Here is a 23,822-nt window from a genome sequence, read left to right on the forward strand (position 1 = left end):
GCCGCCTCAATCGCCGAGCTTGCCCTTGGTGGACGGAACGCGGCCTTCCTGGCGCGGATCGATCGCGACGGCGGCGCGCAGCGTGCGGGCCAGCGCCTTGAAGCAGGTCTCGGCGATGTGGTGGTTGTTCTCGCCGTAGAGATTTTCGATGTGCAGCGTGATCGCGGCGTTCTGGGCGAAGGCCTGGAAGAACTCGCGGAACAGCTCGGTATCGAAATCGCCGACCTTCGGCCGCGAGAAGCCCACCTTCCAGACGAGATAGGGACGGCCGGACACGTCAACGGCGCAGCGCGTCAGCGCCTCGTCCATCGCCAGATGCGTGTCGGCATAGCGGGTGATGCCGCGCATGTCGCCGAGCGCCTTGCGGAAGGCGAGCCCGAGCGCGATGCCGGTATCCTCCACGGTGTGGTGCTGGTCGATATGGAGATCGCCGCGCGCCGTGAGCTCGATGTCGAAGAGGCCATGGCGGGCCAGCTGGTCGAGCATATGATCGAAGAAGCCGATGCCGGTCGCGATCGCGCCCCGCCCCGTGCCGTCGAGGTCGATGGCGACGACGATCTCGGTTTCCTTCGTCTTGCGCTCGATCCTGGCGCTGCGCATCGGCCCCATCCCGAAAAGCTAAGTCAGTCCTGACTGTTCGGCGCGCTTTTAGCAGGCGCAGGGCATGAATGCCACCGCCTCCGCCGGCGGCTTTGCAAGCGCCAGATGGCCGCCTACATAAGTCGCCTACTCACCGGGATCGCCGCGGGGCCATCGTGGACCAAGGCGATCCGCCACGAAAGCGTTCCATGTCCCATCCTCAAACCGAAAACCCCTACGGCCCCTGGCACGGCACGACGATCATCACCGTGCGCAAGGGCGGCAAGGTCGTGATCGCCGGCGACGGCCAGGTGTCGCTCGGCCAGACGGTCATCAAGCACAATGCCCGCAAGGTGCGCCCGCTCGGCAAGGGCGGCGTCATCGCCGGCTTCGCCGGCTCGACCGCCGACGCCTTCACGCTGTTCGAGCGGCTCGAGGGCAAGCTCGAGCAATATCCCGGCCAGTTGACGCGGGCCTGCGTCGAGCTCGCCAAGGACTGGCGCACCGACCGCTATCTGCGCCGGCTGGAAGCCATGATGCTGGTCGCCGACCGCTCGACGAGCCTCGTGCTGACCGGCACGGGCGACGTGCTGGAGCCCGAAGGCGGCGTCATGGGCATCGGCTCCGGCGGCAACTACGCGCTCGCCGCGGCCCGCGCGCTCATGGACACCGACCAGAGCGCCGAACAGATCGCCCGCAAGGCGATGGCGATCGCCGCCGATATCTGCGTCTACACCAATACCAGCGTCACCCTCGAACAGCTCGATGCCGCCTGACAGCGCATCGCGCTACCTGTTCCGTCCGCTGCGGGGCGACGATCTTCCCATGATCGCCGCCTGGCTGACGGAGGAGCATGTCGCGCTTTGGTGGGATCCGCCGGCGATCGCCGTTCCGAAGATCGCTGGCCATCTCGCCGACGGGGCGGTCCGCGCCTATCTCGTGTCCATCGACGGCCGGCCGGCCGCCTATCTGCAATCCTATGATCCGCATCTCGAAGCGGATCACCCCTATCGCGACCAGCCCCGGGGGACGCTCGGGATCGACCAGTTCATCGGCGAGGCGGATCTCGTCGGGAAGGGTCACGGGCCGGGGCTGATCGACCATTTCGCCCGCGCGCGCTTCGACGAAGGCGTGCCGCGCATCATCGCCGACCCGCATCCGGACAATCACCGGTCGCTGCGGGCCTATGCCAAGGCCGGGTTCCGCCCGCTCGACCGCCGCACCACGATTTACGGCACCGCGCTCATCATGGGGCGGGACGCCGGAGAACCGACGAGACCAAGATGACCAATTTCTCCCCGCGCGAGATCGTCTCCGAGCTCGACCGCTACATCATCGGCCAGCAGGAGGCGAAGCGCGCCGTCGCCATCGCGCTCCGCAACCGCTGGCGCCGCCAGCAGCTGACAGGCCCGATGCGCGAGGAGGTTCTGCCGAAGAACATCCTGATGATCGGCCCGACCGGCGTCGGCAAGACCGAGATCTCGCGCCGGCTGGCGAAGCTCGCCGGCGCGCCGTTCCTCAAGGTCGAGGCGACCAAGTTCACCGAGGTCGGCTATGTCGGCCGCGATGTCGAGCAGATCGTGCGCGACCTCGTCGAGGTCGGCCTCTCGCTCACCCGCGAGAACCGCCGCAAGGATGTCGAGGCCAAGGCGCAGCTTTCGGCCGAGGAGCGGGTGGTGACCGCCCTCGTCGGCGAGTCGGCGAGCCCGGCCACCCGCGAGAGCTTCCGCAAGAAGCTGCGCGCGGGCGAACTCGACGACAAGGAGATCGAGATCGAGGTCCGCGACCAGGGCGGCGCGCCGCAGTTCGAGGTGCCCGGCATGCCCGGCGCCTCGATCGGCGTGATGAATATCGGCGACATGCTGGGCAAGGCCTTCGGCGGCCGGACCAAGACGCGCCGCGTGACGGTGCGCGACTCGCACAAGATCCTGGTCGACGAGGAATCGGACAAGCTGCTCGACACCGACGCCATCACGGCCGAGGCGATCGCGACCGTGGAGAACGACGGCATCGTCTTCCTCGACGAGATCGACAAGATCTGCGCCCGCGAGGGGCGGGCGGGCGACGTCTCGCGCGAGGGCGTGCAGCGCGACCTGCTGCCGCTCATCGAGGGGACGACGGTGGCGACTAAATACGGGCCGGTGAAGACGGACCACATCCTCTTCATCGCTTCCGGCGCGTTCCATATCGCCAAGCCGTCCGACCTTCTGCCGGAACTGCAGGGCCGGCTGCCGATCCGCGTCGAGCTCTCGGCGCTGCGCGAGGAGGATTTCCGCCGCATCCTGACGGAGACGGAGGCGAGCCTCATCAAGCAGTACATCGCGCTGATGGCGACGGAGGGACTGAATCTCGCCTTCGCCGACGACGCGATCGACGCCATCGCCCGCATCGCGGTCGAGATCAACGCCTCGATCGAGAATATCGGCGCACGACGGCTGCAGACGGTCATGGAGCGGATTCTCGACGAGATCAGCTTCTCGGCGCCCGACCGCAGCGGCGAGACGGTGACGATCGACGCCGCCTATATCGAGCGGCATATCGGCGACCTCGCCCGCAACATGGACCTGTCGCGCTACATCCTCTGACGGTGCGCCGCCTGTTGCCCGCGGGCGACAGGCGGCGGCCCGCGTTCGCCTCCGCCGCCTTGGCGGCGCGCGAACTGTTGCCGCTCGGCGAGCGGATGCTATACAGCCCGCTTGCCGAGCCGCTCCGAGGGCCGGCGATGACAGGGAACGCGGATCGTCACGATGTCGCGCACAAGAGGGGCGCTCGCAGCCCTCATCGCCTTCAGCCTCCTGATGTCGGGCCTCGCGCCCGCCTTCGCCGCCGTCGACGTGCCGCCGGGCAACCGCTTCAAGCAGCAGCCCGCGATCGACATGAGCTCGATCAAGCGCACCGGCGAGACGAAGGAGAGCTTCGAGGAGAAGTACAAGCGCATCCTGCGCGTGCTTCGCCGCGACCCGGGCCTCATCCGCCAGATCAAGTCTTCGGCCCGCCGCTACGGCATCGATCCGATCCACATGATCGGGGCGATCGTCGGCGAGCACACCTACAATGTCGGCGTCGTCGACAACGCCCAGGCCTATTACGTGAAGGCGCTCGCCTATCTCGGCACCAAGGACCTCGTCTTCGGCTACAAGGGCGAGAGCGTCGACAGCTTCGTCTCCCGACCGCAATTCGAGGAATGCGCCAAGCTTTCCGACAGCTACGACCTGTGGACCTGCCGCGAATATGTCTGGAACAAGTCGTTCCGCGGCAAGACGGTGGATGGTGTCTCCTATCCGCGCGACCGCTTCTCCAGGGTGTTCTTCCAGCCGCTCTTCGCCGGTCAAACCTTCGGCCTCGGCCAGATCAACCCGCTGACGGCGCTGATGGTCACCGACCGCGTGCATCGCACCAGCGGCCTGCCGCTGCTCGATCCGGAACAGGCGCCTAAGGTCTATGAGGCGATCATGGACCCCGATTCCTCGCTCGACTACATGGCGGCGATCATCCGCATGTCGATCGACGTCTATCGCGATACGGCCGGCGTCGACATTTCCGACAATCCCGGCATCACGGCGACCCTCTACAATGTCGGCGACGTGAAGGCCCGCGCGCGCGCCCTCGCCGCCGAACGGCGCAAGAGGAAAACGGCCTGGCCGGAAGAGAACTATTACGGCTGGCTGGTGAACGACCGCATCGAGGAACTGCGCGGCCTGCTCTGAGCCTCGCCGCACCCTTCCGCTTGCCGATCACTCAGCCGGAACTGCCGCGCGGATCGCGGGCCGCCACCTCGTCGAGCAGCGCTGAAAGGCGTCCGAGCGCCTCCGGGCTCAGCCGGCCGATCTCGCCCGCCAGGCGGTGCGCCAGCTCGCCGGCGGCGGGGTGCAGGCCGGCGGTGTCGATGATCACCTTCGGATGCGAACGGGCAGCGAGCTGCTGGAGCTCTTCCGCCTCGTCCCAGATGACGTTGAAATAGGCGATGATGCGCTGGATCATCAGCCAGGTCGGCCGTCCGCGGCGGCCATGCTCGAGCGCGGAGAGATAGGCGCTGGAGACGCCGAGCCCCTCGGCCATCTCCTTCAGCGACAGGCCGCGCTGCTCGCGCATCGCCCTGAGCCGTGCGCCGAGCGGGGTCACCGCACCGGCTCCCGCCGCCGCCGCAGCCTGACATAGAGCGCGCCGCCGCCGCCATGGCTGCGATGCGCCTCGTCGAAGCCGAGCACGATGTCGCGAAGGCCCGGCTCCGCCAGCCATTGCGGCACGCGCCGGCGCAGCACGCCGCGCTCCTGTTCACCGAAATGCGCCGCATGCAGATTGGCATGAGCAAGATGCGGCTCGCCGCGGCTCTCGCGAAAACCCTTGCCGGTAATGACGAGGACGGTCTTGGCGCCGCGCAGCTGCGCCGAGACGAGGAAGGCGCGGAGCGCCAGATGCGCGTCATGCTGCGTCATGCCGTGCAGATCGATCCGCCCGTCGATGCCGAGCGTTCCGCGCGCGACACGCGACAAGACGCGGCGCTCGATCGGCGAGAGCGGCGGAACCGAGGGCTTGGCCCGCGCAGCCGGCGCGCCCGTCGTCTCGGCCGGCGGCACCGACGCGAGCATCGCGGCGTCGATCTCCGGAGGGGCGGGCGGCGCTTCCGGCTCGACGGCGTCGTCGGGCCTGAGCGGCACGGCCGTCCGCGCCACCGTGGCCCAGAGCGTCCGCTCCTCCTCGGAGAGACCGCGCCGCCGGCGGGTCATGCCCGCGGCACCAGCGTCACGAAGCGGCCGCGCGCCTGCATCCGGCCGGCGATCTCGCCCGCGGAGCCGCCCGAACCGAAGAAGATGTCGCCGCGCGCCGGGCCGAGGATCGCCGAGCCGGTATCCTGCGCCACCAGCAGACGGCGGAACGGCTCGCCGCCGCCCGCCGGACCGGGAATGGCGGTGTCGATCCAGACCGGGACGTGGAAGGTGTGGAGCGTGCGATCGACCGCGAGGCTGCGGCCGGGCGTGAGCGGCACCTTGGCGGCGGCGATCGGTCCGAGAGCGGGATCGTCGACCGGGGCCTCGCGGAAGAAGATGTAGGAGCGGTTGGCGCCGAGGACGTCGCGGATTTCGTCCGGATGGGCGGCCAGCCAGGCGCGGATCGACTGCATCGTCACCTTGCCCCGCTCCAGCGCGCCGCGCTCGATCAGCACGCGGCCGACCGGCGTATAGGCGTGACCCGACTTCGCGGCATAGGTGACGCGCATCAGCCGGCCGTCCCCGAGGCGGAGGCGGGCAGCGCCCTGGACATGGATGAAATAGGCATCGACGGGATCGGCGAGAAAGGCGATCTCCAGGCCGCGGCCGTCGAGCGCGCCGTCCATGATGGCGCCGCGGTCGAAGAACGGCTCGAAACCGGTCGCCGTCCGGCGGGCGAAGCGCATGCCTGGCTCGAGGCCGGGCGGCGGATCGGCCTCGTCGATCTCGACCAGTTCCTCCGGCGGCCGCAGGAGCGCCGTCCGGTAGGGGCCGGCCGGGACGAGCGCGGCATCGGCCTCCGGCTCGTAATAGCCGGTGAAGAAGCCGTCGCCGGCCTCGTCTTCATGCGGTTCGAAATGGGTTTCGAAGAAGGCGCGGGCCGATGTGGCGTCGAGCGTCTCGGGAAGCTCGAGCGCCCGTGCCGCGACCAGCGCCAGGCTGGCTCCGTCGACGCCGAGCGCCCGGGTCTTCGGCGGCGCCTCGACGGCTCTCGCGGCTGACAGGCGGAACGCGCGCCAGGCGGCGGCGTGGTCGTCCTCGTCCCATCCGGGGAGCGCGGCGAAGCCGACCGGCGACAGCGGACGCGGTTCCCCCGACGGCACGACCGGCTCCGCTATTCGACGGTTTCGGTGGCGACGAGCAGCCAGTTGGGATCGCGCGAGCCGGTGTCGCGCGCGAAGGTCCAGACATCGGTGACGTCGGCAACCACCACCGGGTCGCCGTCAACGACCTCGCCGGCCTTGTTGCGGGTCGCCGAAATGAGCTTCGACACGAAGCGCACGGTAATCTGCGCGGAGCGGCCGCGCACGGCCGCGTCGGTGATCTCCGCCTTGTCGATGCCGACGAAGCTGAACTCGACGGTCTCGCCCTTCTGCTCGCGATCGGCGATGGCGCCGGAGAAGCCGTCGAAGACCTCGCGGCCGAGCAGCGGCTTCAGGGCTTTGCGGTCGCCCTGCGCGAAGGCGGTGACGATCATCTCGTAGGCTGTGCGGGCGCCGTCGAGGAACTGCGCGGGATCGAAGCTGCGGTCGGCGGCGGCAACGGCCGCCAGCCCTGCTGCGAGCGGCGAGCCGGCGGGGGCATAGGCTGCGATGCGCTCGGCGGCCGGATCGGGGGCGACGGTCACGGTCCCGTCCTCGGCGCGTCGCGGCAGCGGCACGACCTTGTCGCCCGGCCGCACTTCGGTCGGCTGCGCGTCGATCGTCTTGCCGCCGGCATTCGCGGCATCCTTGCCGCGCCGGCTGAACGGATCGAATGGCGGCCGCTCGCTGCCGGTCCTCTGGCCCAGGACGCTCCTGAGCTTCCAGAAGATCACCACAGCGAGAACGAGAAAGATCAGCGTATAGATGTCCACGAAAACCGCTCTTGCCGAAGGCGTCCTACCCCGCGCTGCGCAGCCGGCCTCGAACGGCAGCACGCACCTTACGGTTTATCTGGTATCGACCTTCGCCGATCCAAGGGCAACCGCGTCCGGATGCCCCGACCGTTCAAGACAGGGACGCGGCCGAGCTGTCAAGGCCCCCCGTCCGGACGGGGGCGCTAGCAGCCCTCAATCGCTTGTATCACGGGGTCGGAAGTGTTAGCGAGCCGCTGGAAGGAACCGGCCGGAGCGGCCGTTCCGCGTTCGAGGAAACACCCGCGATCATGGCCGATACTCCCGCCGACGGCGCCCCGAACCAGGGCCAGCCGAACCTCTCCGTCCTGACCCAGTATGTGAAGGACCAGTCCTTCGAGAACCCGGATGCGCCGCGCTCGCTCGGCCCGCGCCGCACCGCGCCCGCGATCAATATCGGCATCAATGTCTCGGCCAATCCGCTCGACGCCGAGGATTTCGAGGTCGAACTGCGCCTTGAAGGCCGCGCCACCGATGGCGAGCAGGTCCTCTTCGTCGCCGAACTGCTCTATGCCGGCATCTTCCGCATCGCCAATGTGCCGAAGGAAAACCTCGCGCCGCTGCTCATGATCGAGTGCCCGCGCCTGCTCTTCCCCTTCGCGCGGCAGATCCTCGCCGAAATGACCCGCAATGGCGGCTTCCCGCCCCTCCTGATCGATCCGGTCGATTTCACCGCGCTCTATCGCCAGCGCCTGATGGAATTCGCCCAGACCCAGCAGACGCGGCCGAGCTGACGCTCAGCCCGCCTCTGTGGGCTTCTCCGCATAACCGAGCCAGATCGCGCCGCTGAGCTTGCCCACCAGGGCGGCATGGGCGGCGCGATCGTCTTCCGTCAACCGCGAGGGCAGCGGAACGGGACGGACATGGATGGCACGCGCCGCGGCGGGCATGGTGCCGTCCGCCAGCTGGGCCGCCGTCTCGTCGGGCACCAGGATGAGATCCGGCTGCCGCCCGCCGATCAGCTCCAGATACACCTCGGCCAGAAGCTGCGCGTCGAGAAGACCGCCATGCAGCGTGCGCTTCGAGGTATCGACGCCGTAGCGCGCGCAGAGCGCATCGAGCGAATTCTGGGCGTTCGGATGCTTCCGGCGGGCGAGCATCAGCGTATCGACCACCCGCTCCGCACCGACCGGCGCCATGCCGAGGCGCGCGAACTCGGCATTGATGAAGCCGATATCGAAGCTGGCATTGTGGGCGATCAGCTTCGCGTCGCCGATGAATTCCGCGAATTCCCCCGCCACGGAAGCGAAGACGGGCTTGTCGGCGAGGAACTCGTCGGAGAGGCCGTGCACGCGGAACGCCTCCACCGGCATCGTCCGCTCGGGATTGATATAGACATGGAAGTGCCGGCCGGTCGGCAGATGGTTGTAGAGCTCGACGCAGCCGATCTCGACCAGGCGGTCGCCCTTCAAGGGCTCGAGGCCAGTGGTCTCGGTGTCGAAGACGATCTCGCGCACGCGGCTCGGTTCCTGTTCGGTCTGGCGGAAATGCCAGTTATGGTGGCGGCTGCATCGTCCGGCCGCAAGGGCTTGGGCGTCGTTATCCCGCCCGGCCGGCGGCCGTCGCCGCGAGCGCGGTGAGGATATCGGCCACGGCGCGCTCGGCGGCGGCGAGGCCGCGGCCGGTGTCGATGATGAAATGCGCGCGCCGACGCTTTTCGGCATCCGGCATCTGTCGCGCCAGGATCGCCTCGAACCGCTCTTCCGTCATGTCCGGCCGCCCGAGGACACGCGCATGCTGGATTTCCGGCGCCGCCGAGACGACGATCACTGCATCGACGCGGCGTTCGGCGCCCGTCTCGAGCAACAGCGGGACGTCCACGAGCGCGATGCGGCGGCCGGCGGCGCGGGCCCCGGCGAGGAAGCGGGTCTCTTCCTCGCGCACCAGCGGGTGGACGATCGCCTCCAGCGCCGCGAGCCGAGAGCGGTCGCGCTGGACGATCGACGCCAGCACCGCGCGGTCGACCGCGCCCTCCGCAACGGCTTCCGGATGGAGCGCACCGACCGGCGCGACGGCCGCGCCGCCCCGGCCATAGAGCCGATGCACCGCCGCGTCGGCGTCGTGGACCGCGACGCCGCGGCGGGCAAACATCGCCGCCGTCGTCGACTTGCCCATGCCGATCGAGCCGGTGAGGCCGAGCGTGATCACGCGGCGTGGCCCATATCGGCGAGAATGACGGCGCGAAGCTCCTCGGTGACCTCGGGCCGGACACCGAACCAGCGCTCGAAGCCCGGCGCCGCCTGATGCAACAGCATGCCGAGGCCGTCGACGGTCGAAAGGCCCCGCGCCCGCGCCGCCTTGAGCAGCGGCGTCTCCAGCGGCACATAGACGATGTCGGTCACGAGGCAGTCGTCGCGCGCCGGCCCGAGATCGATCGCAAGCGGCGGCTGGCCCTCCATGCCGAGCGAGGTGGTGTTGACGATGATCGCGGCCTCGGTGAGGAGGCGCGGCACATCCTCCCAGCCCGCCACAGCGAGCGGCGCGCCGAAGCGTTCGACCAGCGCCTCGGCGCGGTCGCGGCTGCGGTTCACGACATGGATCGGGCCGAAGCCGCGCGATTTCAGCGCGAAGAGCACGGCACGCGCCGCGCCGCCGGCCCCGAGCACAAGCGCCGGCCCCGCCATGCGAGCGAAAGCCGGCGCGCGCTGGTCGAGATTGGCGAGGAAGCCGAGCGCATCGGTGTTGCCGCCGACGAGCTGGCCGTTTTCGAGCCATAGCGTGTTCACGGCGCCGAGCGCCGAGGCGACGCCATCCGCCCGCGCGACGGCGGCGAAGGCGGCCTCCTTGTGCGGCACCGTGACATTGGCGCCGATGAAGGGTCCGCTCGCAAAGCCCGCGAGGAAAGCGTCGATCTCTTCGGGCGCGACGGCATGGCGGACATAGTCGCCCGCGATGCCGTAGCGCGCGAGCCAGTGGCGATGGATCAGCGGCGAGCGCGAATGTTTGACCGGCCAGCCGATCACGGCCGCGACCGGCCCGCTGGCCGTCGAAACGCTCATGGGTTCTTCTCCTGGTCGATGAGGCCGCGCGATCTCAGCCAGCCGAGCAGCGGCAGCAGCGGCAATCCGAGAATGGTGAAGTAATCGCCCTCGATGGCTTCGAACAGCCGGACGCCGACGCCTTCCAGATGGTAGGCGCCGACGGAGCCGAAGATGCCCTCGGCCGCCTCGTCCAGATAGCGCTCGATGGCCGCCGGCGAGAGCCGCCGCATCGTGAGCCGCGCGTCCGACACATGCTGCCAGGCGCTGCCCGGCCCCTCGGCGACGACCACGGCCGAGACGAGCCGATGCGTCCTGCCTTGCAACTCTTCTATCTGCCGGCGGGCGCCGTCGCGGTCGCCCGGCTTCACCAGGCGCCGGCCGCCGAGGTCCAGCACCTGGTCGGCACCGATGACGACGGCTCCGGGCCGAAGCGCCAGCACCGCCTCGGCCTTGGCCCGGGCGAGCGCCAGGGCGATCGCCTCCGATGGCTCGCCGGCGGCGATGAGCGGCGCCTCCAGGGCGCGTTCGTCGACCGGCGCGGCGAGTCTGGCGAAGACGAGGCCGGCATTGGCGAGCAGGCTTTTGCGCGCCGCGCTGGTCGAGGCGAGGATCAGCGCCGTCATTCGCTCGCTCCGAGCGCCGCGCCCTTGCGCAACGACAGGATCGCCGCCGCGGTCTCCTCGATCGAGCGCCGCGTCACGTCGATCACCGGCCAGCCCTTGCGCGCGCAGATGCGCCGCGTCGATGCGATCTCCGCGGCGACCGCCGCGCGGTCGACATAAGGATCGTCGCTGCCGAGGCCGGAAAAAGCGAGGACGCGGTTCTCGCGCATCTGCACGATCCGGTCCGGCGTCGCGACGAGCCCGACGATCAGCGGCCCCGTCACGCGCTCCAGCTCGGCCGGCAGCGACACGCCGGGCACGATCGGGATATTGGCGGTGCGGACGCCGCGATTGGCGAGATAGATGCTGGTCGGCGTCTTCGACGTGCGGCTGACGCCAATGATGACGATCTCGGCGAGGTCGAGATCCTCCAGCATCTGCCCGTCGTCATGCATCATGGCGAAGGTCAGCGCCTCGATGCGGCGGAAATAATCGCCGTCGAGCGCATGCTGCGCGCCGGCGCGGCCCTCCGACGAGGCGCCGAGATAGGACTGGAACACCTGCAGCACCGGATCGAGCACCGAGAAGCAGGGCACGGCGATCAGCCGGCAGCCGGCTTCCAGCGGATCGGCGATGCTGCGATCGACCAGCGTGAACAGAACGATGCCCGGCTCCCGCTCGATATCGAGCAGAATGCGCTCGACCTGCTTGGGCGAGCGCGTCATGGCGTGGATGTGCTCGACGACCGAAACGCCGGGATACTGCGCCGTCGCAGCCCGCGCGACGGTCAGGAGGGTCTCGCCCGTCGCGTCGGAGACGAGGTGGAGATGGAGATGCCGAAGCTCGTTCTTCACGTCCTTGTCCCCAGCCCTGTGCATGGGGGCGCACAAGTCGGGCCAAAGCCCGTCACCCCCGTCCCTTCTCCCCGATGCGGGGCCGACGATCAACAGCGGCTCGGCCTGGGGAAAGAATGGAGCCCCGAACAAGTGAATCGTGAATCCGCGGTCCGTTGCCCCACTTCTTAACGAAAGGTTAACAAGATGGCCGGGATGGTTCGAATTTTAACGACCTTGAAAGACCTGCGTCGATTCAAGGGCCTGATGGGCGCGCTCCGGATCTTGTCCCCGAATCCCCCAGCCGGGATCGGCCGTTGGCCAGCGCCTATGCCGCAGCGCGGGTCGATTGTGGATGCCCGCGAATGACGCTAATTCCCCCCTCAAGAAGAAGAAACAAAAGATTCAAGGCTCTCTTTTTAGAGATGAAGGAGGTGTGGTGACGGACGCCGGTACGACGCAGCGCGAGGCCTCCCGGTTCCTCGCCGTTCTCGACGGTGCAGCCGTCTCGCCCCCGCCGATCTGGCTGATGCGCCAGGCAGGCCGCTACCTTCCCGAATATCGCGCCGTGCGCGCCGAGGCCGGCGGCTTCCTCGACCTCTGCTTCGATCCCGCCCGCGCGGCCCGCGTCACCCTTCAGCCCATCGAGCGGTTCGGCTTCGATGCGGCGATCCTCTTCTCGGACATCCTCGTCATACCGCATGCGATGGGTCGCAGCGTCCGCTTCGCCGAGGGCGAGGGACCGCGTCTCGAACCGATCGACGCCGAAGGCATCGAGGCTCTGGAGGTCGAGGGCGTCGTCGCGCGGCTTGCGAGCGTGCTGGAGACCGTCGAGCGGGTGCGGGGCAGCCTGCCCGCTTCGACGGCGCTGATCGGCTTCTGCGGCGCTCCCTTCACGGTTGCGACCTATATGATCGCCGGGCGCGGGACACCCGACCAGGCGCCGGCCCGCCTGCTGGCCGCGCGGCAGCCCGAGCGGTTCGCGATGCTGATCGACCGGCTGGTCGAAGCCTCGATCGATTATCTCGTCGCCCAGCTCGACGCGGGCGCCGATGCCGTGCAGATCTTCGACAGCTGGGCCGGCGTGCTGGCGCCGCCGTCCTTCCGGCGCTGGAGCGAGGAGCCGATCGCGCGCATCGTCGCCGGCGTCCGTGCGCGGAAGCCGGGGGCGCGGATCATCGGCTTTCCGAAGGGTATCGACCGAGCGGTGGCGCCCTTCGCCGCGGCGACGGGCGTGAACGCGGTCGGCGTCGACTGGACGGTCCCGCTTCGCGCCGTCCGGGACGAACTCGGCGGGCGCTGCGCGCTGCAGGGCAATCTCGATCCGATGCTGCTCGTCGCGGGCGGTCCCGCGCTCGAGGCGGCGATCGACGACATCCTGGAAGCGATGGCCGGCGCCCGCTTCATCTTCAATCTCGGCCACGGCATCGTGCCGGAGACGCCGATCGCCCATGTCGAGCAGCTGATCCGCCGCGTGCGGGGCTGAGCCGGAGATTCCGATGGCGGACTACTATCTTTGGATCAAGGCGCTGCACATCATAGCGGTGATCAGCTGGATGGCGGGCATCTTCTACCTGCCGCGCCTCTTCATCTATCACACGGCCGCGCCGGCCGGCTCCGAGCAGTCGGAGACGTTCAAGGTGATGGAGCGCAAGCTGCTGCGCATCATCATGAATCCGGCGATGATCGTCGTCTGGCTGACCGGGCTGGCGCTGGTCGGGATCCTGCGCGTCGATCGCGAGCCGTGGTTCATGGCCAAGTTCGCCCTAGTGATCGTCATGACGGCGTTCCACATGTGGCTTGCAGCGCGCCGCAGGGCCTTCGCCGAGGATCGCAACGACCTCACAGGCAGGACCTACCGGATCGCCAACGAGATCCCGACGCTGCTGATGATCGTGATCGTCGTCCTGGTCGTGGTGAAGCCCTTCTGAACGGCTTCGTCACATTTCAGCAGACGGCTTGCTCCGCGGCGCCCGAGCGATTAAGGTGCGCCATCTTATCGAAGCAGACCGGTGCGGGTCGGCCGAGCCCAAGGGCCAGCTCACGCACCATGCCGATGCCAATCCCCTGCGCATCCAGGCTCAAGTTCTGCCAATCCCCTCAATGAACGCGTTCGACTGAATCCAAGCGAGATTCGCAAAACTCATGCGTGAAATGAAACTTCAGGACCTCAAGTCCAAATCCCCGACGGAGCTGCTCGCCTTCGCGGAGGAACTCGAGGTCGAGAATGCGAGCACGCTGCGCAAGCAGGAACTGATGTTCGCGATCCTCAAGCAGCTGGCCGCGAGCGATGTCGAGATCATCGGCCAGGGTGTCGTCGAGGTGTTGCAGGACGGCTTCGGCTTCCTCCGCTCTCCCGACGCCAACTATCTCGCCGGCCCGGACGACATCTACGTCTCACCCTCCCAGATCCGCCGCTTCTCGCTGCGAACCGGCGACACGGTCGAGGGCAATATCCGGAGCCCCAAGGACGGCGAGCGCTATTTCGCCCTTCTCAAGGTCAACACGATCAATTTCGAAGACCCCGAAAAGGCCCGTCACAAGGTCCATTTCGACAATCTGACGCCGCTCTACCCGAACGAACGCTTCCGCATGGAGCTCGATGTTCCGACGGGCAAGGACATGACGCCGCGGATCGTGGATCTGGTGGCGCCACTCGGCAAGGGTCAGCGCGCGCTGGTCACCGCGCCGCCGCGTACCGGCAAGACGGTGTTCCTGCAGAACATCGCCTCCTCCATCGCCCATAACCATCCCGAGTGCTACCTCATCGTCCTGCTCATCGACGAGCGGCCCGAGGAAGTCACTGACATGCAGCGCTCGGTGAAGGGCGAGGTCATCTCCTCGACCTTCGACGAGCCCGCCACCCGCCACGTCGCCGTCGCCGAGATGGTCATCGAGAAGGCCAAGCGCCTCGTCGAGCATGGCCGCGACGTCGTCATCCTGCTCGATTCGATCACCCGCCTCGGCCGCGCCTACAACACGGTCGTGCCGTCCTCCGGCAAGGTGCTGACCGGCGGTGTCGACGCCAACGCGCTGCAGCGGCCGAAGCGCTTCTTCGGCGCCGCGCGCAACATCGAGGAAGGTGGCTCGCTGACCATCATCGCCACGGCGCTTATCGATACCGGCAGCCGCATGGACGAGGTGATCTTCGAGGAGTTCAAGGGCACCGGCAATTCCGAGATCATTCTCGACCGCAAGGTGGCCGACAAGCGCGTCTTCCCGGCGATCGACATCACCCGCTCCGGCACGCGCAAGGAAGAACTCCTCGTTCCGTCCGACATCCTCAAGAAGATGTATGTCCTGCGCCGCATCCTGATGCCGATGGGCACGGTCGATGCGATCGAGTTCCTACTCGACAAGATGCGCCAGACCAAGAGCAACGCCGACTTCTTCGACCAGATGAACACCTGACGCGGCTCACGCGCCGGCCGGGAGCAACGCCGCCAGCGCGGCGGCGTCGGTGACAGGCAGCGAGCATCGCCCCTCGTGGCAGACATAGGCCGTCGGCTTCCCGCCGACGGCCTTTTTGTCATGCGCGGGATGGGCGGGCGGCAATTCGGTCTCTTCGAACCGGATATCGAGCACGAAGCTGCGCGACCAGCTTCGGCGGATCGCGGGCAGCAGGCCGTCGGCGCTCGTGCCGGCAGGAAGGATGATCACCAGCGTCGTGATCCGGAGACGGAGATCGAGCGACGAGAACAGGCTGGCCGTGCCGAAGACATTGGCGATCATGTCGCCGGCCGCCGCGGCGAGGATCGCGTCGGCCGCCGTGCGGTGCTCGTCGGCGCCGGTCAGCGCCCAGAGGCGCAGGTGGGCTTCGGCCGCCATGCCATGGGCGTTGGGCGTCGCCTCGTCGAGCCGCTCGGCACGCCGCAGGATCAGCCTGTCGCCATCGTCGGGCGCCAGGCAGAAGCCATCGGCCCCGTCGCCGTGATGCTTCCAGAGCAGCGCGAGAAAGCGGGCCGCGTCGGCCTGGTAGGCGGCTTTGCCGGTGACCTGATGTAGCCCCAGCGCGGCGCGGGCGAGGCCGGCGAGATCCGTCGCGAGACCGAGCCGGCCGCGACGGCCCTTCGCGAACACATGCACCGGGCGTCCCTCGACCGAGACCGCCTCGCCGAGGAAGCGATAGACGCTTTCGGCGCGGTCGATCCAGTCGGAGCGCTCGAGAAGGAAGCCGGCCGTGGCGAGGCCGACGATGGCCAGCGCGTTCCAGTCGGTGAGGATCTGGTCGTCCAGGGCCGGGCGTGGACGCGTCTCGCGGTGGCGCCGCATCTCATCGAGGAGCCTCAGCCGCCGCTCTTCGTCGGCGGCGGGAAGCGTATCCGGGTGGTGGAGGCGGTTCGGGATGGACTTGCCCTCCCAGTTGCCGCCGGGTGCAATGTCGTAGAGTGCGGCCATGAAGGCACCGTCCTCGACACCGAGCAGCGTGAGCAGCTCCGCGTGATCCCAGACGGTGAAGCTGCCTTCGACGCCGGCAGCGTCCGCGTCGAGACCCGAGGCGAAACCGCCTTCGGGTCTGAGCAGCTCGCGTTCCATGAAGGCGATCGTGCCGGAGATGCGGTCACGGTAGAGCGCCGGGTCGGCGGCCTGCGTGAGGTCGAGCGCAAGCTGCTCGACCAGCTGCGCGTTGTCGTAGAGCATCTTCTCGAAATGCGGCACCAGCCAGTCGGCGTCCGTACTGTAGCGCGCGAGCCCGCCGCCGACATGATCGTAGATCCCGCCATCGACGAGCCCGCGATGCGTGGCATCGACGAGCGCTCGGAGATCGGGCCGCGTCATGCGCTCGGCCGACCGCGCGAGGAAGTCCTGAACGGAGGCATTGGGGAATTTCGGCGCGCCCCTGGTGCCGCCGCGCTGCGGGTCCATGAGGCTCGCGAGCGTCTCGGCGGCGCGGTCGATGAGCTCGGGGCCGAGCGTCGCGCCGGCCGGCCGGGAGCGGGCGAGATGCGCGACCACCCGCTCGCCCTGGTCGACGAGGGCGGAAGGGTCGTCGCGATAGATCCCCGCGACCTTGCGCAGGATATCGCGGAAGCCGGGGCGTCCGTAACGCGCTTCGGGCGGAAAATAGGTGCCACCCCAGATCGGCTTGCCGTCGGGCGTCAGGAACATCGTAAGCGGCCAGCCGCCCTGCTCGCCGAAGGCATGCAGCGCCGACATGTAGAGCTGGTCGATATCGGGTCGCTCCTGGCGATCGACCTTGATGTTGACGAAGAGAGCGTTCATGACCGCCGCTGTCTCGGGGTCCTCGAACGACTCGTGCGCCATCACATGGCACCAGTGGCAGGCGGCATAGCCGACCGAAAGCAGGATCGGGCGGTCCGTCGCAGCGGCTTCGGCGAGGGCCGCCGCTCCCCATGGCCGCCAATGCACCGGATTGTCCTTGTGCTGGAGGAGATAGGCGCTGGTCTCGAAGCGAAGCAGGTTGGGCATCGGTGGGATCCGTCGATCGGCTGGTGAACTAGGATAGGGCGAATGGCGCGCGACACCATCTATGCCGTTTCGAGCGGCCCTGTTCCGGCTGGCCTTGCGGTTGTCAGGCTATCAGGCCCGGGCGTCCGATTCGGACTCGAAACAATGGTCGGCACTCCGCCTCGGCCGCGCGTCGCGTCGCTCCGACCGATTCGTGATCGAAATGGTCTCCTGCTCGACCGCGGGCTGGTGCTGTTCTTCCCGGCACCGGGCAGCTTCACCGGCGAGGATGTGGCCGAGTTGCATGTGCATGGCGGCCGCGCCGTGGTCGCGGCGGTGCTGGCAGCGCTGGCTGACCTCCCCGGCTACCGCGCCGCCGAAGCCGGCGAATTCACGCGCCGCGCTTTCGAGAACGGCCGTGCTGACTTGACTGAGGTCGAGGGCCTTTCGGACTTGATCGTGGCGGAAACGGAAGCGCAGCGGCGACAGGCCCTGCTGCTGGCGGAAGGCGGCCTCGCGAGGCGACTCCGCGCATGGTCGGAGGATCTGCTGCGGGCGCGGGCGATGATCGAAGCCGGTCTCGATTTCGTCGATGAAGAAGACGTCCCGGCGTCGGTGATCGATGCCGCCGTTCGGGAGGCAAGTCGGTTGGCGCTGGAAATGGGCGCTCTCATCGAAGCGAGTTCCTTCGGCGAGCGGGTTCGTTCCGGTTTCGACGTCGTGCTGCTCGGCGCGCCCAATGTCGGCAAGTCCAGCTTGCTCAACGCGCTTGCCCGTCGCGAGGCAGCGATCGTCACCGCAGAGCCCGGAACCACACGCGACCTCATAGAAGTTGCGCTGGACATCGACGGCTATGCCGTAACCCTCGTCGACACCGCCGGTCTTCGCGAGGCGGCGGGCCTCGTCGAGCGGGAAGGCATCGAGCGGGCAAAGAGGCGGAGCGCCGACGCCGACCTCATTCTGTTGCTCGACGATGGAGACGAGCCGTTGGTCGAGCCGCCCTCCGGTGTTCCGATCTTACGGGTGTGCACCAAGAGCGATCGGCGCGAGTCGTTGCCCGAGGGGCTTGCGGTGTCGTCCGTCACCGGAGCGGGCCTCGATGATCTCCGGCGGGCGATCGGGACGGCACTTGGATTGGCGGACCGGCGGCCGGATGCCTTGATTGTCCGTGAGCGTCAGCGGCAAGGCATATCGACGGCGTGCCTCGCGCTGGCCGGCATCCAGGACACGCAGCCGCCCGAGCTGATCGCCGAGGAGCTGCGTCGGGCAGCCGATGCGCTCGGCCGTGTCGCCGGGCGCTATGGTGTCGAGGACCTGCTCGGCGAGATTTTCAGCGCGTTCTGTATCGGCAAATAGGCCCTGTTTCACGTGAAACAGCCGTCGTGCTTTACCGGCGTGGCCGGTTCCGCTAAGCGCTGCCCAAGGATCGAGGTGAGCGAATGAATCGTCTGGACTTTGATGTCGTGGTGATCGGCGGCGGCCATGCCGGTGTCGAGGCCGCAGCTGCTGCCGCCCGGCTCGGCGCGCGAACGGCCCTGCTGACGCACCGCCGCGACACGATTGGCGTCATGTCCTGCAACCCGGCGATCGGCGGACTCGGCAAGGGTCATCTCGTTCGCGAGGTCGACGCGTTGGATGGACTCATGGGCCGCGTTGCTGACGCCGCCGGTATCCAGTTCCGCCTGCTCAACCGCCGCAAGGGTCCCGCCGTTCGCGGACCGCGCGCGCAGGCCGATCGCAAGCTCTACCGCCAGGCCATGCTGGCGGCGGTCGAGGATACGGTCGGCTTAACGGTTGTCGAGGGCGACGCGCATGAGCTGATCGCGCCTTCGGGCGCCATCGAAGGCTTGACTCTCGCGGACGGCCGGCAGATCTCCTGCAGAGCCGTGGTCGTATCGACCGGGACCTTTCTGCGTGGCCTGATCCATATCGGCGAAAGGCGCACCCCGGCCGGCCGTGTCGGCGAGCAGCCGGCCATGGGGCTCTCCGCATCCTTCGAGAAGATCGGCTTCACGCTTGGGCGCCTGAAGACGGGAACGCCGCCACGTCTTGATGGCCGCACGATCGATTGGGCGCGGCTGGAGCGCCAACCGGGCGATGCCGAGCCGGAACCGTTCTCGACCCTGACCGGCGCGATCACCAATACCCAGGTCGATTGCGCCATCACGCGAACGACATCCGAAACGCATGCGATCATCCGCGCCAATCTGGCGCGCTCGCCGATCTATTCCGGCCAGATCGAGAGCCGCGGTCCGCGCTATTGCCCGAGCATCGAGGACAAGATCGTTCGCTTCGGCGAGCGTGAGGGTCACCAGATCTTCCTCGAGCCGGAGGGGCTCGATGACCCGACGGTCTATCCGAACGGCATCTCGACCTCGCTGCCCGAGGACGTCCAGGCGGCGCTCGTGGCGTCGATCCCCGGCCTGGAGCGGGCGGTCATCCTGCGCTCCGGCTATGCCATCGAGTATGATCATGTCGATCCGCGCGAGCTGATGGCCACGCTCGAGACCAAGCGCGCCCGCGGCCTCTTCCTCGCCGGCCAGATCAACGGCACCACGGGCTACGAAGAAGCGGCGGCGCAGGGCGTGGTCGCGGGCGTTAATGCCGCGCGCCGCGCAGCCGGGAACGATGGAATCACTTTCAGCCGCGCCGATTCCTATATTGGTGTCATGATCGACGACCTGGTGACGCGCGGCGTCACCGAGCCCTACCGCATGTTCACCTCGCGAGCCGAGTACCGGCTCTCACTGCGTGCGGACAATGCGGATCAGCGGCTGACGCCGCTCGGCATCGAGATCGGTGTCGTCGGCGCCGATCGCGCGCGCGCCTTTGGCGCCAAGCTCGGCGAGATCGAGGCAGCCCGCTGCGCGTTTGCGGAGGCCTCGTTGACGCCCACCGAGGCCGGGCGACATGGGCTGGCGATCAATGCCGATGGCGTTCGGCGCTCCGCCTTCGACCTGCTCGCCTATCCGGATATCGACGCGGCCAGGCTCACAGCCATCTGGCCGAACCTCGCGCGCTACTCGCCCGGCGCTCTGGCGCAGATCGAATCGGACGCGAAATATGCTGTCTATCTTGAGCGTCAGAAGGCCGACATCGCCGAAGTCGCCCGTGAGGAGAGCGTCATGCTCGATGGCGAGCTGGACTATGCGTCGGTCACCGGTCTCTCCAACGAACTCAAGCAGCGGCTTGCGCAGGTACGGCCGGCGACTCTCGGCCAGGCCGGCCGCGTCGAGGGCATGACGCCCGCGGCCCTCGCCATCCTGCTCGGCGCCGTCAATCGGGCGCGACGAGCCCAGGAGCGGGCGACGGCATGACAGTGCGGCCGGAGAGCATCGCGGCGCTGCGCGACATCATTGCTGTTTCACGTGAAACGGAGCAGCGGCTCAACATCTATGTCGAGCTCCTGCGCAAATGGCAGCCGGCGCAGAACCTCGTCTCGCCGCGAACGATGACGGAGCTCTGGACCCGGCATATCGCAGATTCCGCGCAGCTCGTCGCGCTGTTCCCGGAGGACCGGCACTGGGTCGATATCGGCAGCGGTGGCGGACTTCCAGGGCTGGTCACCGGAATCCTTCTGGCGGAACAGCCTGGTGCCTCGGTCATCTGCGTCGAGTCCAACCAGAAGAAATGCGCCTTCCTGCGGACGGTCGCGCGCGAAACCGGCGCCCCCGTGACAGTGCGGGACGGGCGTATCGAATCGGTTCTGAAACAATTGGACGGCCCTGTTGACCGCATCAGCGCCCGGGCGCTGGCGCCGCTCGACAAGCTGCTCGATCTCTCGGCGCCGCTTCTCGCCCGCGGTGTTCCGGCTGCGTTCCATAAAGGCGAGGATTTTGATCAGGAGCTGGCGGAAGCCTCTCAATCTTGGTCGCTCGATCTGGTAAGACACAAGAGCTTGATCGATCCGGCGAGTTCGATCGTGGAAATCCGACGCGCAGAGCGCAGGCTCTGAGGCTCCGAGGGCACGCCATGTCCGATGCGCACTCCTTCTCTCCCCCCTCGCTGCTGGCGGCCGCGCCGCGCGTGATCGCGCTCGCGAACCAGAAGGGTGGCGTCGGCAAGACGACGACGGCGATCAATCTCGGCACCGCGCTTGCGGCGATCGGCGAAGAGGTGCTGATCGTCGATCTCGATCCGCAGGGCAACGCGTCGACGGGCCTCGGCATCGACCGCAAGCTTCGTCTTCGTTCGACCTATGACCTGATGGTCGGTGAGTCGATCCTGTCCGAGGTGGCGATGGAGACCGCGGTGCCGCGTCTGTCGGTGGCGCCATCGACCATGGATCTGCTCGGCGTCGAACTGGAGATCGCCAGCCGTTCGGATCGCGCGTTCCGGCTCCGTCGCTCCATCGCCGCGCATGTCCAGCGCGCGGAATCGATTCGCGGGCGAAACTACTCCTATGTTCTCGTCGACTGCCCGCCCTCGCTCAATCTCCTGACCATCAATGCCCTGTCGGCGTCGCACTCGATCCTGGTTCCGCTGCAATGCGAGTTCTTCGCGCTCGAGGGCCTGTCGCAGCTGCTGCAGACGGTCGAGCAGGTGAAGCATGCGCTCAATCCGGAGCTGACGGTGCACGGCATCGTGCTGACCATGTTCGACAGCCGCAACAACCTCGCCGGCCAGGTGGTGTCGGATGTCCGAGCGCATATGGGCGACGCCGTCTACGATACGGTCATTCCGCGCAATGTGCGCATCTCGGAGGCGCCGTCGCATGGCAAGCCGGTGCTGCTCTACGATTTCAAGAGCACCGGCAGCCAGGCCTATCTGCGGCTCGCCTCGGAGATCATCCAGCGCGAGAAGCGGCTGCGCGCCGCCTGACGACGAAACGAGAAGAGGAACGATCCCATGGAGGATGGCAACCGTCGTCGGCTCGGCCGCGGCCTTGCGGCGCTGATCGGTGACGTCGATACCGAGTCGGTCGTCAACGAGCGCTCGCGCCTGTCGCGGCGCGTGCCGATCGCGTTCCTCCGCCCCAATCCGCGCAATCCGCGCAAGGCCTTCGAGGAGTCCGACCTCGCCGATCTGACGGCGTCCATCCGCGAGAAGGGCATCGTGCAGCCGATCCTCGTCCGTTCCGTCGTGGGCGGGGGCGAGGCCTATGAGATCATCGCCGGCGAGCGCCGCTGGCGGGCGGCGCAGCGCGCCGGGCTCCATGACGTCCCGGTCCTGATCAACAACGTCTCCGACCAGGAGGCGCTGGAACTCGCCATCATCGAGAATGTCCAGCGCAGCGATCTCAACGCGCTCGAAGAAGCGCTCGGCTATCAGCAGCTCATCGACGAGTTCGCCTATAGCCAGACGGCGCTGGCGGATGTGATCGGCAAGAGCCGGCCGCACGTCGCCAATACGCTGCGGCTCCTGAAGCTGCCGGAGAAGGTCCAGGCCTATGTCCGCGAGGGCAAGCTGACGGCGGGCCATGCGCGCGCGCTGGTCACGGTCGACGATCCCGAAGCTGTGGCGCAGCGGATCGTCGAGGGCGGGCTGACCGTCCGCGAGGCCGAGGCCATCACGCAGACGGAGAAGGCGGAGCGTCCCTCCGCGAAGCCGCGCCGCGAGAAGGACGCCGATACGCGCGCCCTGGAAAAGCTGCTCGGCGACAGCCTCGGCTTGGCGATCAGGATCGATCACAAGGGCGACGGGGCCGGCCAGCTCTCGATCCGCTATACGAGCCTCGAGCAGCTCGACGAGCTCTGCCGCCTCCTGAAGCGCGAATAGCCCTTCCGAGCCGGCTGCCGGTCACCGGCGGCGCTGGCGGGCCGCGAGTGCGATTCCGGTCAGCGTCTTCTCGATCGCCGCGTCGCCGAGCGCCGGCTTGGTCCGGCTTTCGAAGATCGCGCGCTCCAGCCTTCCGCACATCTCGAACAGCCGGTCGGCGCCCCACAGGCGCAGCTGGGCGGCGAGCTTCGCCTTGCGCTGCGGGAACATCGGGCCGCCGACGGCATCGATGGCCGCCTCGGCCGGCCTCCCCTCGCCCATCTCGGTGGCGACGCGGTGCATCAGCTGGAGATGGCGCAGCGCGCTGGCGGCGATGACGAAGGCCGGCGTTCCGCTTGCGACGAGGCGGCGGAAACTGCGGTCGAACGCGCCGGGATCGCCGCCGGCGACGGCGTCGACCGCATCGTCCACCGCGGAGGCCCCGGCATCGCCGACGATGGCGCGGACGGCCTCGGCGGTCACGGTGCCCATGCCCTCGGCGTAGAGGGCGAGCTTCTGCAGTTCCGAACGGCTGGCGAGGCGATCGGCGCCGAGCGAGGCCTTCAGGATGTCGCGCGCCTCGGCGTCGAGCCCCAGGCCGGCGCCGACGATCTCGCTCTGGATCAGCCCGTCGAGCATTGCCGCGCTGTCGGCGTAGCAGGCGATCGCCGCGGCGCCCCGTGCGCCCTCGCAGAGCTTGCGCAGGCCGGTGCCCTTCTTGATGTCGCCGCCCTCGAGAATGATCCAGGCGTCGCTCGGCGGGTCGGCCAGCACGGCCTCGACCGAGGGCTGGATAGTCCGGTTTCCGGCAATGCGGACGCGGATCGCCCTGTTGCCGCCGAACAGGCCGATGGTGCGCGCCTCGTCGGCGAGACGGCCGGGATCCGCGGCGATGTCGGCTGAATCGAGCCGCACAAGCGCGAAGGGATCGCTGCTTCCCTCGATGATGCGCTGGGCGAAAGCGGCGGCGCGTTCGGAGACGAGGCCGGTGTCGCTGCCATAGATGAGCACGACCCGCACAGCGGGATCGGGCCTGGCGAGAAAGCGCTCGGCCTCCTGCGGCCTGATCTGGACCATGGGTCTTCGCCTCCCGATCGGGCGCCGCTGCGGACCGGAGC

The 23,822-nt window shown here is 68.2% G+C and carries 25 protein-coding genes; 13 read left to right on the forward strand and 12 right to left on the reverse strand.

The annotated features are described in order from the left end of the window. Window positions 1-6 precede the first annotated feature (6 nt). On the reverse strand, window positions 7-600 hold the full coding sequence (gene hisB / locus QO015_RS13200; protein WP_266278868.1) for an imidazoleglycerol-phosphate dehydratase HisB: 594 nt from the start codon (window positions 598-600) through the stop codon (window positions 7-9). A 188-nt stretch (window positions 601-788) separates the two neighbouring features. Here hisB and hslV point away from each other — a divergent pair, with 188 nt between their 5' ends. From hslV to QO015_RS13220, 4 genes are all read left to right on the forward strand, one after another. Then, window positions 789-1,355 (forward strand): ATP-dependent protease subunit HslV, encoded by a 567-nt coding sequence (gene hslV, locus QO015_RS13205; protein ID WP_266278866.1) that lies wholly within the window; start codon window positions 789-791, stop codon window positions 1,353-1,355. After that, on the forward strand, window positions 1,345-1,866 hold the full coding sequence (locus QO015_RS13210) for a GNAT family N-acetyltransferase (protein WP_266278864.1): 522 nt from the start codon (window positions 1,345-1,347) through the stop codon (window positions 1,864-1,866). The genes hslV and QO015_RS13210 overlap by 11 nt, the downstream gene beginning before the upstream one ends. Then, a complete protein-coding gene (gene hslU / locus QO015_RS13215; RefSeq protein WP_266278862.1) occupies window positions 1,863-3,164 on the forward strand; it encodes an ATP-dependent protease ATPase subunit HslU in 1,302 nt (433 codons plus the stop codon). Before QO015_RS13210 ends, hslU begins: the two co-directional genes overlap by 4 nt. Window positions 3,165-3,326: 162 nt before the next feature. Further along, complete coding sequence (locus QO015_RS13220) at window positions 3,327-4,286, forward strand: DUF1402 family protein (RefSeq protein ID WP_370877417.1); 960 nt, start codon at window positions 3,327-3,329, stop codon at window positions 4,284-4,286. A 31-nt stretch (window positions 4,287-4,317) separates the two neighbouring features. Here the strand turns inward: QO015_RS13220 and QO015_RS13225 are convergent, their stop codons facing one another. The 4 genes from QO015_RS13225 to QO015_RS13240 are packed head-to-tail and all read right to left on the reverse strand — an operon-like array spanning window position 4,318 to window position 7,143. Continuing rightward, window positions 4,318-4,701, reverse strand: a complete 384-nt coding sequence (locus QO015_RS13225) for a helix-turn-helix domain-containing protein (RefSeq protein WP_266278859.1) — start codon at window positions 4,699-4,701, stop codon at window positions 4,318-4,320. After that, a complete protein-coding gene (locus QO015_RS13230; protein WP_266278857.1) occupies window positions 4,698-5,306 on the reverse strand; it encodes a Smr/MutS family protein in 609 nt (202 codons plus the stop codon). The genes QO015_RS13225 and QO015_RS13230 overlap by 4 nt, the downstream gene beginning before the upstream one ends. After that, a complete protein-coding gene (gene mltA / locus QO015_RS13235; RefSeq protein WP_266278836.1) occupies window positions 5,303-6,391 on the reverse strand; it encodes a murein transglycosylase A in 1,089 nt (362 codons plus the stop codon). The genes QO015_RS13230 and mltA overlap by 4 nt, the downstream gene beginning before the upstream one ends. A gap of 11 nt (window positions 6,392-6,402) precedes the next feature. Further along, a complete protein-coding gene (locus tag QO015_RS13240) occupies window positions 6,403-7,143 on the reverse strand; it encodes a Tim44/TimA family putative adaptor protein (RefSeq protein ID WP_266278835.1) in 741 nt (246 codons plus the stop codon). A 290-nt stretch (window positions 7,144-7,433) separates the two neighbouring features. On the opposite strand from QO015_RS13240, the gene secB reads away from it, so the two are divergent. Continuing rightward, a complete protein-coding gene (gene secB / locus QO015_RS13245; protein ID WP_266278833.1) occupies window positions 7,434-7,916 on the forward strand; it encodes a protein-export chaperone SecB in 483 nt (160 codons plus the stop codon). Window positions 7,917-7,919: 3 nt separating this feature from the next. Here secB and dnaQ read toward each other — a convergent pair whose 3' ends face one another. The 5 genes from dnaQ to QO015_RS13270 form a co-directional block, all read right to left on the reverse strand. Continuing rightward, the gene (gene dnaQ / locus QO015_RS13250; protein WP_266278832.1) at window positions 7,920-8,639 is read right to left on the reverse strand and encodes a DNA polymerase III subunit epsilon; all 720 of its coding nucleotides are present in this window, start codon (window positions 8,637-8,639) and stop codon (window positions 7,920-7,922) included. Window positions 8,640-8,721: 82 nt separating this feature from the next. After that, window positions 8,722-9,330: a dephospho-CoA kinase gene (coaE, locus tag QO015_RS13255; RefSeq protein ID WP_266278830.1), complete on the reverse strand. Its 609-nt coding sequence runs from the start codon at window positions 9,328-9,330 to the stop codon at window positions 8,722-8,724. Beyond that, window positions 9,327-10,181: a shikimate dehydrogenase gene (locus tag QO015_RS13260; RefSeq protein WP_266278829.1), complete on the reverse strand. Its 855-nt coding sequence runs from the start codon at window positions 10,179-10,181 to the stop codon at window positions 9,327-9,329. Before QO015_RS13260 ends, coaE begins: the two co-directional genes overlap by 4 nt. Beyond that, a complete protein-coding gene (locus tag QO015_RS13265; RefSeq protein WP_266278828.1) occupies window positions 10,178-10,786 on the reverse strand; it encodes a Maf family protein in 609 nt (202 codons plus the stop codon). Before QO015_RS13265 ends, QO015_RS13260 begins: the two co-directional genes overlap by 4 nt. Beyond that, window positions 10,783-11,619, reverse strand: a complete 837-nt coding sequence (locus tag QO015_RS13270; protein WP_266278827.1) for a pyruvate, water dikinase regulatory protein — start codon at window positions 11,617-11,619, stop codon at window positions 10,783-10,785. The genes QO015_RS13265 and QO015_RS13270 overlap by 4 nt, the downstream gene beginning before the upstream one ends. 418 nt (window positions 11,620-12,037) lie before the next feature. Between QO015_RS13270 and hemE the strand changes: the two genes are divergently transcribed. The 3 genes from hemE to rho all read left to right on the forward strand — a co-directional run bounded on the left by hemE (window position 12,038) and on the right by rho (window position 15,009). After that, window positions 12,038-13,084 carry a uroporphyrinogen decarboxylase gene (gene hemE / locus QO015_RS13275; RefSeq protein WP_266278825.1) on the forward strand — a complete coding sequence of 349 codons (1,047 nt, stop codon included), beginning with the start codon at window positions 12,038-12,040 and terminating at the stop codon, window positions 13,082-13,084. A 13-nt stretch (window positions 13,085-13,097) separates the two neighbouring features. Next, complete coding sequence (gene hemJ, locus QO015_RS13280) at window positions 13,098-13,529, forward strand: protoporphyrinogen oxidase HemJ (RefSeq protein WP_266278823.1); 432 nt, start codon at window positions 13,098-13,100, stop codon at window positions 13,527-13,529. Between the two features lie 214 nt (window positions 13,530-13,743). Beyond that, window positions 13,744-15,009, forward strand: a complete 1,266-nt coding sequence (gene rho / locus QO015_RS13285) for a transcription termination factor Rho (protein ID WP_266278822.1) — start codon at window positions 13,744-13,746, stop codon at window positions 15,007-15,009. A 6-nt stretch (window positions 15,010-15,015) separates the two neighbouring features. On the opposite strand, the gene QO015_RS13290 is transcribed toward rho, so the two are convergent. Continuing rightward, window positions 15,016-17,028, reverse strand: coding sequence for a thioredoxin domain-containing protein (locus QO015_RS13290; RefSeq protein WP_266278821.1), 2,013 nt, complete (start codon window positions 17,026-17,028; stop codon window positions 15,016-15,018). Between the two features lie 42 nt (window positions 17,029-17,070). Between QO015_RS13290 and mnmE the strand changes: the two genes are divergently transcribed. From mnmE to QO015_RS13315, 5 genes are all read left to right on the forward strand, one after another. Further along, window positions 17,071-18,363, forward strand: a complete 1,293-nt coding sequence (gene mnmE, locus QO015_RS13295) for a tRNA uridine-5-carboxymethylaminomethyl(34) synthesis GTPase MnmE (RefSeq protein ID WP_266278820.1) — start codon at window positions 17,071-17,073, stop codon at window positions 18,361-18,363. Between the two features lie 83 nt (window positions 18,364-18,446). Continuing rightward, the gene (gene mnmG, locus QO015_RS13300) at window positions 18,447-20,324 is read left to right on the forward strand and encodes a tRNA uridine-5-carboxymethylaminomethyl(34) synthesis enzyme MnmG (protein WP_266278819.1); all 1,878 of its coding nucleotides are present in this window, start codon (window positions 18,447-18,449) and stop codon (window positions 20,322-20,324) included. Further along, the gene (gene rsmG / locus QO015_RS13305; protein WP_266278818.1) at window positions 20,321-20,962 is read left to right on the forward strand and encodes a 16S rRNA (guanine(527)-N(7))-methyltransferase RsmG; all 642 of its coding nucleotides are present in this window, start codon (window positions 20,321-20,323) and stop codon (window positions 20,960-20,962) included. Before mnmG ends, rsmG begins: the two co-directional genes overlap by 4 nt. Window positions 20,963-20,979: 17 nt before the next feature. Next, window positions 20,980-21,828: a ParA family protein gene (locus QO015_RS13310; protein ID WP_266278817.1), complete on the forward strand. Its 849-nt coding sequence runs from the start codon at window positions 20,980-20,982 to the stop codon at window positions 21,826-21,828. A 27-nt stretch (window positions 21,829-21,855) separates the two neighbouring features. Next, window positions 21,856-22,725 (forward strand): ParB/RepB/Spo0J family partition protein, encoded by an 870-nt coding sequence (locus tag QO015_RS13315; protein ID WP_266278815.1) that lies wholly within the window; start codon window positions 21,856-21,858, stop codon window positions 22,723-22,725. 21 nt (window positions 22,726-22,746) lie between these two features. On the opposite strand, the gene holA is transcribed toward QO015_RS13315, so the two are convergent. Continuing rightward, window positions 22,747-23,781 carry a DNA polymerase III subunit delta gene (gene holA / locus QO015_RS13320; protein ID WP_266278814.1) on the reverse strand — a complete coding sequence of 345 codons (1,035 nt, stop codon included), beginning with the start codon at window positions 23,779-23,781 and terminating at the stop codon, window positions 22,747-22,749. Window positions 23,782-23,822: the final 41 nt, after the last annotated feature.

The organism is Kaistia geumhonensis, assembly GCF_030815145.1.
Taxonomy (GTDB): Bacteria; Pseudomonadota; Alphaproteobacteria; order Rhizobiales; family Kaistiaceae; genus Kaistia; species Kaistia geumhonensis.

What these genes read in the sequence shown, in the direction of transcription:
- hslV (WP_266278866.1), top strand. Translation starts at nt 789, where the DNA reads ATGTCCCATCCTCAAACCGAAAACCCCTACGGCCCCTGGCACGGCACG.
- hemJ (WP_266278823.1), top strand. Translation starts at nt 13,098, where the DNA reads ATGGCGGACTACTATCTTTGGATCAAGGCGCTGCACATCATAGCGGTG.
- secB (WP_266278833.1), top strand. Translation starts at nt 7,434, where the DNA reads ATGGCCGATACTCCCGCCGACGGCGCCCCGAACCAGGGCCAGCCGAAC.
- QO015_RS13315 (WP_266278815.1), top strand. Translation starts at nt 21,856, where the DNA reads ATGGAGGATGGCAACCGTCGTCGGCTCGGCCGCGGCCTTGCGGCGCTG.
- QO015_RS13220 (WP_370877417.1), top strand. Translation starts at nt 3,327, where the DNA reads ATGTCGCGCACAAGAGGGGCGCTCGCAGCCCTCATCGCCTTCAGCCTC.
- mnmE (WP_266278820.1), top strand. Translation starts at nt 17,071, where the DNA reads ATGGCGCGCGACACCATCTATGCCGTTTCGAGCGGCCCTGTTCCGGCT.
- QO015_RS13265 (WP_266278828.1), bottom strand. Translation starts at nt 10,786, where the DNA reads ATGACGGCGCTGATCCTCGCCTCGACCAGCGCGGCGCGCAAAAGCCTG.
- QO015_RS13230 (WP_266278857.1), bottom strand. Translation starts at nt 5,306, where the DNA reads ATGACCCGCCGGCGGCGCGGTCTCTCCGAGGAGGAGCGGACGCTCTGG.
- QO015_RS13310 (WP_266278817.1), top strand. Translation starts at nt 20,980, where the DNA reads ATGTCCGATGCGCACTCCTTCTCTCCCCCCTCGCTGCTGGCGGCCGCG.
- QO015_RS13260 (WP_266278829.1), bottom strand. Translation starts at nt 10,181, where the DNA reads ATGAGCGTTTCGACGGCCAGCGGGCCGGTCGCGGCCGTGATCGGCTGG.
- QO015_RS13290 (WP_266278821.1), bottom strand. Translation starts at nt 17,028, where the DNA reads ATGCCCAACCTGCTTCGCTTCGAGACCAGCGCCTATCTCCTCCAGCAC.
- rho (WP_266278822.1), top strand. Translation starts at nt 13,744, where the DNA reads ATGCGTGAAATGAAACTTCAGGACCTCAAGTCCAAATCCCCGACGGAG.
- rsmG (WP_266278818.1), top strand. Translation starts at nt 20,321, where the DNA reads ATGACAGTGCGGCCGGAGAGCATCGCGGCGCTGCGCGACATCATTGCT.
- mnmG (WP_266278819.1), top strand. Translation starts at nt 18,447, where the DNA reads ATGAATCGTCTGGACTTTGATGTCGTGGTGATCGGCGGCGGCCATGCC.
- QO015_RS13210 (WP_266278864.1), top strand. Translation starts at nt 1,345, where the DNA reads ATGCCGCCTGACAGCGCATCGCGCTACCTGTTCCGTCCGCTGCGGGGC.
- holA (WP_266278814.1), bottom strand. Translation starts at nt 23,781, where the DNA reads ATGGTCCAGATCAGGCCGCAGGAGGCCGAGCGCTTTCTCGCCAGGCCC.
- hslU (WP_266278862.1), top strand. Translation starts at nt 1,863, where the DNA reads ATGACCAATTTCTCCCCGCGCGAGATCGTCTCCGAGCTCGACCGCTAC.
- hisB (WP_266278868.1), bottom strand. Translation starts at nt 600, where the DNA reads ATGCGCAGCGCCAGGATCGAGCGCAAGACGAAGGAAACCGAGATCGTC.